Here is a 12,900-nt window from a genome sequence, read left to right on the forward strand (position 1 = left end):
ATGACTTCCATCAGTACTCCGTTGACTCCCCAGCAGGACTGGCAGCGCCGCAGCGTGGCCGCCGTCTGGCACCCCTGCACGCAGATGGCGCGCGCCGAAGTGGTGCCTCCCCTGCCCATCGCCCGTGGTGCCGGCCCCTGGCTCTACGACTACGAGGGCCGGCGCTATTTCGATGCCAACAGCTCCTGGTGGGTCAATCTCTTCGGCCATACCGATGCGGGCCTGAACGCCGCCATCAAGTCGCAGCTCGACACCTTGCCCCATGTGATGCTGGCCGGCTGCACCCATGCGCCGGCCGTGCGCCTGGCCGAGCGCCTGAGCGCGCGCACTGCTGGCGCCCTGGGCCATGTCTTTTTCGGCAGCGACGGCGCCAGCGCGGTGGAAATCGCGCTCAAGCAGAGCTTCCACAGCTGGCGCAACACTGGCCGGGCCGAGAAGCGCGAGTTCGTCTGCCTGAAGAACGGCTACCACGGTGAGACCATCGGCGCTCTGGCCGTGACCGATGTCAAGGTGTTCCGCGACGCCTACGACCCGCTCTTGATGCGGGCCCATATCGTGGAGTCGCCCGATGCCCGCCTGGGCAACGAGGCTGACGCCCTGGCCGCCATGCGCGCGCTGCTGAGCGAGCGCGGCGCGTACATCGCCGCCGTCATCATCGAGCCCCTGGTGCAAGGCGCCGCCGGCATGGTGATGTACGACGCGGCCTATCTGCGCGGCCTGCGAGCCTTGTGCACCGAGTTCGAGGTGCACCTGATCGTTGACGAGATTGCTATGGGCTGCGGCCGCACGGGAATGTTCTTCGCGTGGGAGCATGCCCAGCCTCAAGCTCCCGACCAGTGGCCCGACTTCATCACGCTGTCCAAAGGCATCACCGGCGGCACCATGCCTCTGTCCCTGGTGCTCACGACCGAAGCGGTGTACCAGGCCTTCTGGAGCGAAGACGTCAGCCGAGGCTTCCTGCATTCGCATTCCTACACCGGCAATGCCCTGGCCTGTGCCGCCGCCAATGCGGTGCTGGACCGCTTCGATGCCGGCCAGCTGCAGGCCAATGCCGAGCAGGCCCAGCTTTTGAATCAGGCCTTCGCGCCGCTGGCCTCGCACCCGCGCGCGGCCCATCTGCGCCAGCAGGGCATGGTGCTGGCCTTCGATGTGATCGAGCCGGGCCTGCGCTTTGCCGAGCGTTTCCATCTGGCCGCACGCGCCCATGAGCTGCTGATCCGCCCGATCGGCGGCACCGTGTACCTGATGCCGCCCTATCTGATTGATGCCGAAGCGGCCGCCTTCCTGGCCCGCGCCGTGCGCCTGACGCTGGACGAGGTGCTTTCCGAGTCGACCGAGAGCAGCGCCCAGACCCTGAGCAAAGAAGTCCATGTTGCTTGATCACCTGAGCGCCAAGCTGCGCACCATCGAAGCCCAGAGCCTGACGCGTTTTCTGCGCCAGGCCGAGAGCGGCACCGCGCCGCGCCAGCAGGTGCGCGGCGCCGACGGCCGCACGCGCGAGCTGCTGATGTTCTGTTCCAACGACTACCTGGGCCTGGCCGCCGAGCCCGCGCTGCGCGAGGCCTTGATCGAAGGCGCCCAGATTTACGGCGGCGGCTCCGGCGCCTCGCCTCTGATCAGCGGCCACAGCCGCGCCCATGAGCAGGTGGCCGAGACCCTCGGTCGCTGGCTCACACCCCACATCCCCGAAGCCCGCGCCCTCGGTTTTTGCACCGGCTATATGGCCAATCTGGCCGTGGTCACTGCGCTGGGCGATGAAGAGGCCGAGATCTTCTCCGAGGCCTGGAACCATGCCTCGCTGATCGACGGCACCCGCCTGGCGCGCGCGCAAGTCAAGCGTTATGCCCATGGTGATGTGGCGGCGCTGCGCGAGCTGCTGGCCGCCAGCACGGCCAAGGTCAAGCTCATCGTCAGCGATGCGGTCTTCAGCATGGACGGTGATCTGGCGCCGCTGCCGGCCTTGCTGGCCCTGGCTGAAGAGTTCGATGCCTGGCTGATCGTCGACGATGCCCATGGTTTTGGCGTGCTGGGCGAGCACGGCCGTGGTTCGCTGGAACACTTCGGCCTGCGCAGCGAGCGCCTGATCCTGGTCGGCACCTTGGGCAAGGCGGCTGGTCTGGCCGGCGCCTTCGTCGTGGCCCATGCCACGGTCACCCAGTACCTGCTGCAGGCGGCCCGCAACTACATCTTCTCCACCGCCTCGCCGCCGGCCGTTGAGCATGCGCTGCTGAGCAGCTTTGCCCTGATCGAGGGCGATCTAGGCAAGGCCCGGCGTGCCAACCTGCGTCAGTTGCAGGCGCGGCTGCGCGTGGGTGTGGAGGGCTTGCTGGCCCGCCATCCGGCCCTGGGCTGGCGCCTGGCACCGTCGGACACCCCTGTTCAGCCCTTGATCGTCGGCGGCAATGCCGAGGTCATGGCCCTGGCCGCGCGCCTGGAGCGCGAAGGCATCCGCGTGCCGGGCATCCGCCCGCCCACCGTGCCCAAGGGCGAGGCGCGGCTGCGCATCACCTTGTGTGCGACGCACAGCGAGGCGGATGTCGATCAGTTGCTGTCGGCTTTGAACGCAGCTGCTGCGGACATGGACAAGGTGGCTGCATGAGAGGTTTCTTCATCACCGGCACCGACACCGAAATCGGCAAGACCAGCATCACCGCCGGCCTGACCCATCTTTTGTCCGAAGCCGACCTGCGCGTGGCGCCGGTCAAATCGCTGGCTGCCGGCCAGGAGTTGATCGACGGTCAGTGGGTCAACGAGGATGTGCAGCGCCTGCACGCGTCCCAGCGTCTGGGCATGCGCCCCGATCAGGTCGGGCCTTTGCAGTTCCGCGCTGCCTGTGCGCCGCACATCGCCGCCGCCCTGGAAGGGCAGCGCATCGAGCGTGCGCTGCTGCTGGCCGCCGTCCGTGCCAGCGTCGCCCTGGGCGATCTGGCCCTGGTGGAAGGGGTGGGCGGTTTCCGCGTGCCCCTGAGCGAAGGCTTTGACACCGCCGATCTGGCGCAGGATCTGGGCCTGCCCGTGGTCCTGGTCGTGGGCCTGCGCCTGGGCTGCATCAACCATGCCTTGCTGACGGCGGAGGCCGTGCGCGCGCGCGGCCTGGCCCTGGTCGGCTGGGTGGCCAACACCGTGGACGCCGCCATGCCCCATGTGGCGGACAATCTGGCCGCGCTGGACGCGGCCCTGGCCGCGCCCTGCTGGGGCCATGTGCCCCGCCTGTCTGACCCTTCCGCAGCGGCCGTGGCCGCCCATCTGAATCTCGCGCGTGTGCAAGAGGCCCTCGTGGCTGCGGCACCCGCTCCCTGACACCTGCTGTTCCTGGAAATCGCCATGAGCCACTCTTCCCACACCCAAACCACCAACCAGATCCAATCGCTGACGCCGACCACGGACGCCGAGCGCCAGAACGCCAAGCCCTGGACCGTCAACGAGGTGGTGGCCCTGTTCGATCTGCCCTTCAACGACCTGCTGTTCAAAGCCCAGCAAGTGCACCGCGAGAACTTCGATGCCAACGCGGTGCAGCTGTCCACGCTCTTGTCCATCAAGACCGGCGGTTGCGAAGAGGATTGCGCCTACTGTCCGCAGTCGGCCCATTTCGACACCGGCCTCAAGGCCGAAAAGCTGATCCCCCTGCAAGAGGTGCTGGAAGCCGCCCGCGCCGCCAAGGCCAATGGCGCCACACGTTTCTGCATGGGCGCCGCCTGGCGCTCGCCCAAGGAGCGCCATCTGGAAGCCATCGGCGAGATGGTCAAGGAGGTCAAGGCGATGGGCCTGGAGACCTGCCTGACCGCCGGCATGCTGGGTGAAGGCCAGGCCGAACAGCTGGCCGAAGCCGGCCTGGACTACTACAACCACAACCTCGACACCTCGCCCGAGTTCTACGGCCAGATCATCACCACCCGCACCTACCAGGACCGCCTGGACACCCTGGACCGCGTGCGCAATGTCGGCCTCAAGGTCTGCTCCGGCGGCATCGTCGGCATGGGTGAAACCCGCCGCCAGCGCGCCGGCCTGATCGTGCAGCTGGCCAATCTGAGCCCCTATCCGGAATCGGTGCCCATCAACAACCTGGTGCAGGTCGAAGGCACGCCGCTGGCCGACAAGGGCACCGAAGCGCTCGACCCCTTTGAGTTCATCCGCACCATCGCCGTGGCCCGCATCACCATGCCGCGCGCCATGGTCCGCCTTTCGGCCGGCCGCGAGGAAATGCCCGAGAGCATGCAGTCCCTGTGCTTCCTGGCCGGCGCCAACAGCATGTTCTACGGCGACAAGCTGCTGACCACCAGCAACCCGCAGGCCGAGAAAGACCGCGCCCTGCTGAACCGCCTGGGCATGCGTTGCGCCAGCGAGGCGAATTTGGTGCCGCAAGAAGCAGCATGCGAGAAGAAGGGCTGCTCCTCGCATTGAGCGAGGAGGCGTGGGCTCTCCTTGGCTGTTGAAGGGCCAAGTCTGGATCTCTCGTGGGTCGTGAGTGGGTTGTGAATCGGGAGCTTGGTATGTTGGATTGGAAAACCCTGGGTATCCGGGAGCGAATCATTGGAAGCTTCTTTTCCGTGTTCGCCCTCGTCGTGACACTGGCGCCCTTGCTCGTGAAGGGAGCTGATTTCCAAGCTGTCTTGGGAGCCCTGTTTGTGGGTTGTGTCGTTTCGTCTTTCGTGCTGAATCCGGCTTCCTTCAAGCGCCCGCGGGCGCTGTTGGTTTGGGAGCCCATGCCACGCCTGTGCAAGTTGTTGGCCTACGGAGCAGGACTTGCTTTGGCACTTCGAGGCGTGATGGTGCTGTTGGCTTAGGCCTGCCGATTGAATTGCTTGGCTTGTGAGTTGACCGGAGCGAGCCAAGGTGGCCCTCGCCACCGCCCGATCAAAGAAGACCCAGGAGACGTTTCAGATGTTCAGAAAAATCTTGATTGCCAACCGCGGCGAGATCGCCTGCCGCGTGGCCGCCACCGCGCGCCGTCTCGGCGTGAAGACCGTGGCCGTGTATTCCGAGGCCGATGCCCAGGCCCGCCATGTGCAGGCTTGTGACGAAGCGGTGCTGATCGGCGGCCCGGCGCCCAAGGATTCTTACCTGCAGTGGCAGCGCATCATTGACGCGGCCAAAGCCACGGGCGCCGAGGCCGTGCACCCTGGCTACGGATTCTTGAGCGAGAACGAAGAGTTCGCGCAGGCCTGCACCGCGCATGGCCTGGTCTTCATCGGCCCGTCGGCCAGCGCCATCCAGGCCATGGGTTTGAAGGCCGAGTCCAAGCGCTTGATGGAAGCGGCCGGTGTGCCCCTGGTGCCCGGTTACCACGGTGCCGATCAAGACCCGGCCCTGCTCAAGGCCGAGGCCGTGCGCATCGGTTTCCCGGTGCTGATCAAGGCCAGCGCCGGCGGTGGTGGCAAGGGCATGCGCGCGGTCTACAGCGCCGATGAGTTCGATGCCGCGCTGGCCTCGTGCAAGCGCGAGGCGATCAACAGCTTCGGTGACGATGCGGTGCTGATCGAGCGTTATGTGCAGCGCCCGCGCCATATCGAGATCCAGGTCTTTGGCGACAGCCAGGGCAACTGCGTCTATCTCTTCGAGCGCGATTGCTCGGTGCAGCGCCGCCACCAGAAGGTGCTGGAAGAAGCGCCCGCCCCGGGCATGACGGCCGAGCGCCGCGCCCAGATGGGCGGTGCGGCGGTGGCCGCGGCCAAGGCGGTGGGCTATGTGGGCGCGGGTACCGTGGAGTTCATCTGCGAGCAGGACGGCCGTTTCTATTTCATGGAAATGAACACCCGCTTGCAGGTTGAGCATCCGGTGACGGAAGCGATCACCGGCCAGGATCTGGTCGAGTGGCAGCTGCGCGTGGCCTCGGGCGAGCCCTTGCCGCTGCAGCAGGACGAGCTGCGCATGCACGGCCATGCCATCGAGGCACGCATCTGCGCCGAGAACCCCGAGGCCGGCTTCCTGCCCGCCACTGGCGCGCTGAACGTGGCACGCTGGCCGGCTCATGTGGCCTTCGAGCGCGGCCCGGTTCGCATCGATGCGGGCGTGGGGGAGGGCGATGCCATCAGCCCCTTCTACGACTCCATGGTCGCCAAGCTGATCGTCTGGGGCGAGGACCGTGAGCAAGCTCTGGCCCGTTTGGACGCCTCGCTGCGCGACACCCACATCGTCGGCCTGCAAACCAATGTGGCCTTTCTGCGCCGCTGTGCCGCCACGGCGTCGTTTGCCACGGCCGATCTGGACACGGCCCTGATCGAGCGCGAGCGCGCCGCCCTGTTCGAGCAGCCCGGCTTGCCGCTGCAGATCAGCGCGGCGGCCGTGGTGGCCCACACCCTGGCGGCTGAGGCTCAGTCGCAGGATGCCGACCCCTGGAGCCGCCGCGATGGCTGGCGCCTGTTCGGCGCCTCGGCGCGTCGATTCGATCTGGAGGTGGCCGGTCAGCGCCATGCGGTGCTGCTCTCGCGCCACCACCAGGGCGGCATGCAGCTGAGCATCGACGGCGGCGAGGCCTTGGCCTTTGCCGTCAACTCCAGCAGCCTGGAACAGCATGAGCTTCTGCTGGGCTCTGGCCTGGCACAGCAGCGTGTGCGGGTGAACAGTTATGCCGATGGCGAGACCGTGGCTGTCTTCGCACCGCAAGGCAGTGCCTATCTGACCGAGATCGACGCCCTGGCCCATGCCGGAGACGGCGCCGCGGAGGCTGGCCGCCTGACGGCGCCCATGCCCGGCAAGCTGGTCAGCTTCCTGGCGGCGGTGGGCGACAAAGTCAGCAAGGGCCAGCCCCTGGCGGTGATGGAAGCCATGAAGATGGAACACACCATCAACGCGCCCAAGGACGGGGTGGTGGCTGAGCTGCTGTTCGCCGTGGGCGACCAGATCGGCGACGGCGCCGAGTTGCTGCGGCTCGAGGCTTGAGGCGACGGGGCGCGCGATGAGCTTCGGGGCGCCGGGGGCCACAAGTGGCACATGGCCGTCGGTCGCTTGTTCTCGTGTGGCCCTGCAGCCCGTGCCGCTACCGGGCTCATGGTTCCGGGGTCGGCCCAGTCGGGCCGACTTCCCTGCGCTGCTCGCGCCTCGGGGCTGGCGCATAGCTCACTTCGCTCCCTGCGTTCGCTTCGTTCAAACAGAAGCGCCAAGTCAGAACTTGAAGCGCGCGGGTACGCGCGCGCCCCGAGGCGCTGTGCTGCTCGGCCCTGCACAAATCGCCCGGCAGCGGCACGAGCTGCAGGGCGCTTCCATCGCGATCGATCTGCCCCGCGACGGTGGAGAACGCGCAATTCGAAGGTGGCTCGGCCCGCCGACGGGCGATTTGTGCGCGGCCGAGGGCGCAGCGGAGCGGCTCAGGCGCGTGTACTCACGCGCTTCAAGCGCTGACTCGGCGCCACTGTTTGACCACAGTGAGCGCAGCGAACGGAGGGAGTTTGGCGCCGCTGAGCCGCGGAGTGAGCACCGAGGGGAGTCGGCGCGCAGAGCCGACCCGCGAACCATGAGCCCGGCGGCGGGCCGAGTCACCGCAGCGAGAACGAACCATACAGCAGACGTCCGCTTCATGCCGACTGCAGTCTTTCCCAGCAATGAGGAGTTTTGAATGAGCAAGCTACCTACCCACGTCACCCTCGTCGATGTCGGTCCTCGCGATGGCCTGCAGAACGAAAAACAGGCGGTGTCTACCGAGGACAAGGCGCAGCTGGTGGCCCTGCTGCAGGCGGCGGGCCTGAAGGAGATCGAGGTCACCAGCTTTGTGTCGCCGAAGTGGGTGCCGCAGATGGCGGACAACGCGGCGGTGATGGCGGCCATCGCCCGCCAGCCTGGCGTGCGCTATTCGGTGCTGACGCCCAATCTCAAGGGCTTCGAGTCGGCCCTGGCGACCCGGCCCGACGAGATCGTGGTGTTTGCGGCGGCCTCCGAGGCTTTCAGCCAGAAGAACATCAACTGCAGCATTGCCGAGAGCATCGAGCGTTTCGTGCCCGTGGTGGAGGCCGCGCATGCAGCCGGCATCAAGGTGCGCGGCGCCTTGTCCTGCGCAGTGGGCTGCCCCTACGAGGGGGACGTCAGCGCCGATCAGGTGGAGCGCGTGGTGCAGCTGATGAAGGGCATTGGTGTCGATCACCTGGGCGTGGCCGACACCATCGGCGTGGGCACGCCACGCAAGGTGCAGGCTGCGATGGAACGGGCGCTCAAGCATTACCCGCTGGTGGAGGTCAGCGGGCATTTCCACGACACCTACGGCCAGGCCCTGGCCAATATCTACGCCTGCCTGGAGCTGGGCGTGCATCACTTCGATACCAGCGTCGCCGGCCTCGGCGGCTGCCCCTATGCCAAGGGCGCCACCGGCAATGTGGCCAGCGAGGATGTGGTCTTCATGTTCAACGGTCTGGGCATCGACACCGGCATCGATCTGGACCGTCTGGTCGACGCCGGCGCCTTCATCTCCGGCGTGCTGGGCCGACCGCCGGTCTCGCGGGTGGCTCGGGCGCTGCTGGCCAAACGCCAGGGCTGAGCGGCCCAGCCCGAGCTACACTCGCCAGCCCCCTGCGTTCGCATCGGCGCGCCGGGGCGATAACAATCATCTGGGGGAGAAACCATGAGTTTGAAGCTGCGCGCGCGCGCCGGAGTGCTGGCCGCCGTGGCCGGTCTGTGCTTGGCCGGCGCTGTTCGGGCGGAGACGCCCCAGGCCTGTGATCGGGCCTACCAGCAGCTGTCCGCTGAAATCGTGGCCCAGGCCCGGGCGGCCCGGGCTGCGGACAACGGCTATCCGGCCCTGCTGAAGCGTTGGCAGGCCGAAGGCGCCCGCTGCAAGGGCAGTGGGATCTACGAGATTCGACTGGCCCAGGTGCAGATGCTCAATGGCGACCACGCGGGCGCCCGGGCCCAGCTGGACGCGCTGCCGGAGGGCGGCAAGGCGTATGCCCGTGAGCAACGTCTGGCCCGCCTGTGGCTGACCTACTGGCAGACCGATGCCGACAAGGAGCCCGCGCGCTGGGCCGAGTTGCTCCGGACTCTGGCCAGCCTGACCCGCCAGAACCCGGACGACGCCGAAGCGCAGGCCCTGCACGGCTTCGCCCTGCTGGCCAGCGGCGAGGACCGGCTCGCAATCCAGGCCCTGCAGGCCGCGCTGCGCGGCCCGGCCAGCAGCGATCGCTACGACCACTACAAGGCGCTGATGCTGGCGCATGTCAATCTTGGCGACTTTGCACAGGCCGAGACCATGCTGGAGCAGGCCTACGAACTCAATCCGGCGCTCACCAGCGACCCGGCTGCCGTGATGGCCGCGCTGGCGATCAGTGTGAAGCAGGGCAATACCCGTCTGGCCGGCAACCTGATCGTGATCATCAAGGCCCGGCATCCGCAATTGCGGCAGCTCCCGGCCTTTCAGGCGCTGGTGGCGGAGCAAGAGGCTAGCGAGAAAAAGCGCTGAAGGCGGCTGCGTCATCGACGACCGGGATGGTGGCGAGGCCGATCAGGACGGGCTCAAGTTCGTGCCCATCGTCACCAGCGCGCGTGACCTCGACCCCTTCGCCACCGGCAGTTACGGCGTCGCCCAGGTGACCTGTCAGTTCTACAACGACGCCAGCGATGTGGCCGGCCAGCCGCTGGAATTCAAGGTCAGCGGCCCGGCCGTCAACTACAGCAACGGCCAGAGCGCCGGTGTCGCGCGTGGCGCGGGCGATGCTCGCCAAACGCGGCGGCTGAGAGCGCCCGCCTCTGATGGCGGGCATGATCCATTTGGCATATCCGAGGGGGAAGCGGGTCATGGCCGAGTCATGGCACTTGCCGACACTGGCGGCCGCAGGTCTTGAATCAAGACAGCAGCCGCCAGTTCTTCAAGCCCGCCATTCGGAGTTGCCTTCATCATGACGTTCTCTCTTTCCCGCATTGCCGCCGCCGTTGCCGGCCTCGGTCTTCTTGCTCTGAGCCAAAGCGCTTCCGCCGGACTCAGCCAGTTCTCCAACTTCACGCCCATGGTCGGTAATGTGGCCGCGGGCGCCTTGCCCGAGACGGCCCCGTTCAAGCTCTCTTCGACCAACTTCAGCCAGGCCATTCTGGCCGACCGCGCCACGCAGAACGGTCGGGTGCCCGGCAGCAACTCCGGCTCCTGGGACATGATCACCGCCAACGAGACCGGACCGGATCGTGGCCGCTACCTTTTCATGCCCTTCGAGACCAACACCGCGGGCGTGCAGCGCGTGGACCTGTGGGACAACAACTACGCCACTCGCACCGTGACCATCGTCGCGCCGGGCACGCAGAGCTTTGTCGCCGGTGACGCTTCGCGCTGGACGCCCTGGGGCAGCTATCTGACGGCCGAAGAGTCCTGGGGCAACGGCAGCACCCGTGGCCGCCTGTTCGAGCTGACCAATGCCACGACGGCCGCGGCCAATGGCGGCAACTTCATCCAGCGCAGCATCCTGCCGCGTGTCTCGCATGAAGGCCTGACCTTCGACCAGCAGAACAATCTTTACTTCGTGGACGAGCTCAACGGCGGCTCGATCTTCAAGTACGTGTCGGCCAACCCCAACGCCAACAACGGCAATGACTACTTCGCAGCCGGTCAGACCTTTGTGCTGAAGGTCGGTGCGGGTGCCCAGTTCGAAGGCAACAACGGTTCCGCCATCACCGGCGGCGCCTCCTGGGTGGCCATCACCAACGCCAATGGCGGCGCCCTGGCTGGCATCTCCACCGTGCTGGCCGACGGCACCATCGATGGCCGCGCCACCGCGGTCAACGCCAATGTGCGTGGCACCGGCTACAACCGTCCGGAAGACCTGGAGATCCGCACCCTGGCCAATGGCAAGCAGATCGTCTACTTCACGACCACCGACTCCGACAACGATGGCGGCAGCAGCAACGGCCGTGGTCGCGTCTACTCGCTGAACCTGGACAGCAACGAGGTCAAGCTCTTCGCTGACAACAACACCATCGACATGGCCACCGGTCAGAAGGTTGGTGCCACCTGGAGCAACCCGGACAACCTGGCCATCGATGCCGACGGCAACATCTACGTCATCGAAGACCAGGACGGTGGCAAGGCCGACATCTGGTTTGCCAAGGATGCCGACGGTGACGGTGTGGCCGATGCCGTGGGCAAGTGGGCCAGCCTGAGCACTGTGGGCGCCGAGCCGACCGGCCTGTACTTCGACACGGTCAACCCGAATGTGGCCTACGTCAATGTGCAGCACCCGAGCAGCGGTGTGGACCGCCTGGTGCAGATCACGGCCGTGCCGGAGCCGCAAACCTACGCCTTGCTGCTCGGCGGACTGGGTTTGGTCGGCTTCGTGGCTCGCCGCCGCAAGGGTCAACAGGCCTGAGCGAGCGAGCGAGCGCGCGAGTCGCGCCTCAGCACCGGCTCGGCCATTACAAGCGCCGGGCCGGTGGTCTGAAGCCTCGGGTGCGCCCTCCGGGTGCAGCCGTTTCAGCCCTCGGTGCCACGCGTTCCGAGGGCATGTATTCCTGGTGCCTGTGATCGTTCCAGGCCCCTGACTTTGAATTTCGACAGCAAGCCAGCCCCTGTTCTTGGCGTGCAAGCCAGCCTGTCGGCCCAACCCTGACGGACCCGCGCCATCATGCTGCCTCACTCCCTGTCCCGCCTTGCCCTGGCTTGCCTGGGCGTTCTCGCCCTCAGCGGCGTGGCCCAAGCTTCTGGCTCGGGCCTGAATGCTTTTGTGCAGACCAATCTGGTCGCCAACAGCGACAAGTACAAACCCACCGCCTTGGTGGACCCCGATCTGGTCAACCCCTGGGGCATTGCCTTGCGCCCGCCTGGCATTGGCGGCCACATCTGGACCAGCAATGCCGGCACCGGCACCACCACCACCTACATCGGCGACGTCAACGGCCTGCCCCTGCATCAGGACGGGCTCAAGCTCGTGCCCATCGTCACCAGCGCGCGAGACCGCGACCCCTTCTCCACCGGCAGTGACGGTGTCGCCCAGGTGACCGGTCAGGTCTACAACGCTGCCAGCGATGTGGCCGGCCAGCCGCTGGAATTCAAGGTCGGCGGCCCGGCCGTCAACTACAACAACGGCCAGAGCGCCGGTGTCATCGAAGGCTCGGCCAAGTTCGTCTTCGTGACCATGGATGGCACCATCAATGCCTGGCGCAGCGGCACCAACCCCGGCATGTTGGAGGCGGTGGTGGTCAAGGATTACTCCCTGATCCAGCCGGCCGCCCAAGGCCTGCGCGTGGCACCGGGCTACACCGGCGTGGCCATGACGACCGATGCCTGGCGCCTGGATGCCCAGGGCCAGAAGCTGGCCGACAACCGCCTCTACGCCGCTGACTTTGCCAACGGCCGCATCCAGACCTTTGACAACCAATGGCAGGACGTCACCGCCGCCGGCAGCTTTGCCCGGCCCGAGGGCCTGGCCGCCAGCTACCACCCCTTCAATGTGCAGGTGATGGGCGACCGGGTCTATGTGGCCTGGGCCGAGAACTCCTTCGAGATCGATGAGCCGACCGAGGAGATCCCCGGCGCCGGCTTTGGCCGCATCGCCGCCTACGACCGCGACGGTCGTTTGCTGCAGGATTTCTCCGACCACAGCCTGCTCAACGCCCCCTGGGGCATGGCGATGGCGCCGCAGAGCTTTGGCGCCTTTGCCGGCGCCTTGCTGGTGGCCAATTTCGGCGACGGCACGATTGCCGGCTACGACGTGAACACCGGCGCATCGCTGGGCTATCTGCGCGATGCGCAGGGCGAGGTGATCAGCATCGACGGCATCTGGGGCCTGACCTTTGGCAACGGCGTGGCCTTGGGCGACGCCAATGCCCTGTACTTCACCGCCGGCCCGGACGAAGAGCGCGATGGCCTGCTGGGCAAGCTGGAGCTGGCGCCGGTGCCCGAGCCCGGCACGGTGGTCTTGATGAGCCTGGGTTTGCTGGGTCTCTTGGGCCGGCGCGGCCTGCAGGCCTGTCGCCAGCGCCGCCAGGCCTGAGCGC

At 66.9% G+C, this 12,900-nt stretch carries 10 protein-coding genes and 2 pseudogenes; 11 read left to right on the forward strand and 1 reads right to left on the reverse strand.

Annotated features, from left to right (window positions below; genetic code table 11):
• The 8 genes from bioA (at position 1) to C1O66_RS20385 (ending at position 9,382) form a co-directional block, all read left to right on the forward strand.
• Positions 1–1,380, forward strand: a complete 1,380-nt coding sequence (bioA, locus tag C1O66_RS20345; RefSeq protein ID WP_102769861.1) for an adenosylmethionine--8-amino-7-oxononanoate transaminase — start codon at positions 1–3, stop codon at positions 1,378–1,380.
• On the forward strand, positions 1,370–2,599 hold the full coding sequence (bioF, locus tag C1O66_RS20350) for an 8-amino-7-oxononanoate synthase (RefSeq protein WP_102769862.1): 1,230 nt from the start codon (positions 1,370–1,372) through the stop codon (positions 2,597–2,599). Before bioA ends, bioF begins: the two co-directional genes overlap by 11 nt.
• Positions 2,596–3,300 (forward strand): dethiobiotin synthase, encoded by a 705-nt coding sequence (bioD, locus tag C1O66_RS20355; RefSeq protein ID WP_102769863.1) that lies wholly within the window; start codon positions 2,596–2,598, stop codon positions 3,298–3,300. Before bioF ends, bioD begins: the two co-directional genes overlap by 4 nt.
• A 24-nt stretch (positions 3,301–3,324) precedes the next feature.
• Positions 3,325–4,401 carry a biotin synthase BioB gene (gene bioB / locus C1O66_RS20360; RefSeq protein ID WP_102769864.1) on the forward strand — a complete coding sequence of 359 codons (1,077 nt, stop codon included), beginning with the start codon at positions 3,325–3,327 and terminating at the stop codon, positions 4,399–4,401.
• An 89-nt stretch (positions 4,402–4,490) separates the two neighbouring features.
• Positions 4,491–4,784 (forward strand): hypothetical protein, encoded by a 294-nt coding sequence (locus C1O66_RS20365; protein ID WP_102769865.1) that lies wholly within the window; start codon positions 4,491–4,493, stop codon positions 4,782–4,784.
• Between the two features lie 97 nt (positions 4,785–4,881).
• Positions 4,882–6,879: an acetyl-CoA carboxylase biotin carboxylase subunit gene (locus C1O66_RS20370; protein WP_102769866.1), complete on the forward strand. Its 1,998-nt coding sequence runs from the start codon at positions 4,882–4,884 to the stop codon at positions 6,877–6,879.
• A 673-nt stretch (positions 6,880–7,552) separates the two neighbouring features.
• Positions 7,553–8,464 (forward strand): hydroxymethylglutaryl-CoA lyase, encoded by a 912-nt coding sequence (locus tag C1O66_RS20380; RefSeq protein ID WP_102769868.1) that lies wholly within the window; start codon positions 7,553–7,555, stop codon positions 8,462–8,464.
• A gap of 84 nt (positions 8,465–8,548) precedes the next feature.
• Entirely contained in the window at positions 8,549–9,382 is an 834-nt protein-coding gene (locus C1O66_RS20385; protein WP_102769869.1) for a tetratricopeptide repeat protein, read from the forward strand.
• Here C1O66_RS20385 and C1O66_RS23995 read toward each other — a convergent pair.
• Complete coding sequence (locus C1O66_RS23995) at positions 9,363–9,719, reverse strand: hypothetical protein (protein WP_102769870.1); 357 nt, start codon at positions 9,717–9,719, stop codon at positions 9,363–9,365. The two genes, C1O66_RS20385 and C1O66_RS23995, sit on opposite strands and share 20 nt — an antisense overlap.
• 396 nt (positions 9,720–10,115) lie before the next feature.
• On the opposite strand from C1O66_RS23995, the pseudogene C1O66_RS20395 reads away from it, so the two are divergent.
• The 3 genes and pseudogenes from C1O66_RS20395 to C1O66_RS20400 form a co-directional block, all read left to right on the forward strand.
• A pseudogene (locus C1O66_RS20395) lies at positions 10,116–11,135 on the forward strand (alkaline phosphatase PhoX); the annotation flags it as partial.
• Between the two features lie 42 nt (positions 11,136–11,177).
• Positions 11,178–11,273 (forward strand): annotated as a pseudogene (locus C1O66_RS24745) (PEP-CTERM sorting domain-containing protein); the annotation flags it as partial.
• Between the two features lie 255 nt (positions 11,274–11,528).
• Positions 11,529–12,896, forward strand: a complete 1,368-nt coding sequence (locus tag C1O66_RS20400; protein WP_102769872.1) for a TIGR03118 family protein — start codon at positions 11,529–11,531, stop codon at positions 12,894–12,896.
• Positions 12,897–12,900 lie beyond the last annotated feature (4 nt).

Origin of the sequence: Paucibacter aquatile (assembly GCF_002885975.1) — a bacterium.
GTDB classification, from domain to species: Bacteria; Pseudomonadota; Gammaproteobacteria; order Burkholderiales; family Burkholderiaceae_C; genus Paucibacter_A; species Paucibacter_A aquatilis.

Coding starts and splice junctions, on each gene's coding strand:
- bioA (WP_102769861.1), top strand. CDS start 1: ATGACTTCCATCAGTACTCCGTTGACTCCCCAGCAGGACTGGCAGCGC.
- bioF (WP_102769862.1), top strand. CDS start 1,370: ATGTTGCTTGATCACCTGAGCGCCAAGCTGCGCACCATCGAAGCCCAG.
- bioD (WP_102769863.1), top strand. CDS start 2,596: ATGAGAGGTTTCTTCATCACCGGCACCGACACCGAAATCGGCAAGACC.
- bioB (WP_102769864.1), top strand. CDS start 3,325: ATGAGCCACTCTTCCCACACCCAAACCACCAACCAGATCCAATCGCTG.
- C1O66_RS20365 (WP_102769865.1), top strand. CDS start 4,491: ATGTTGGATTGGAAAACCCTGGGTATCCGGGAGCGAATCATTGGAAGC.
- C1O66_RS20370 (WP_102769866.1), top strand. CDS start 4,882: ATGTTCAGAAAAATCTTGATTGCCAACCGCGGCGAGATCGCCTGCCGC.
- C1O66_RS20380 (WP_102769868.1), top strand. CDS start 7,553: ATGAGCAAGCTACCTACCCACGTCACCCTCGTCGATGTCGGTCCTCGC.
- C1O66_RS20385 (WP_102769869.1), top strand. CDS start 8,549: ATGAGTTTGAAGCTGCGCGCGCGCGCCGGAGTGCTGGCCGCCGTGGCC.
- C1O66_RS23995 (WP_102769870.1), bottom strand. CDS start 9,719: ATGACCCGCTTCCCCCTCGGATATGCCAAATGGATCATGCCCGCCATC.
- C1O66_RS20400 (WP_102769872.1), top strand. CDS start 11,529: ATGCTGCCTCACTCCCTGTCCCGCCTTGCCCTGGCTTGCCTGGGCGTT.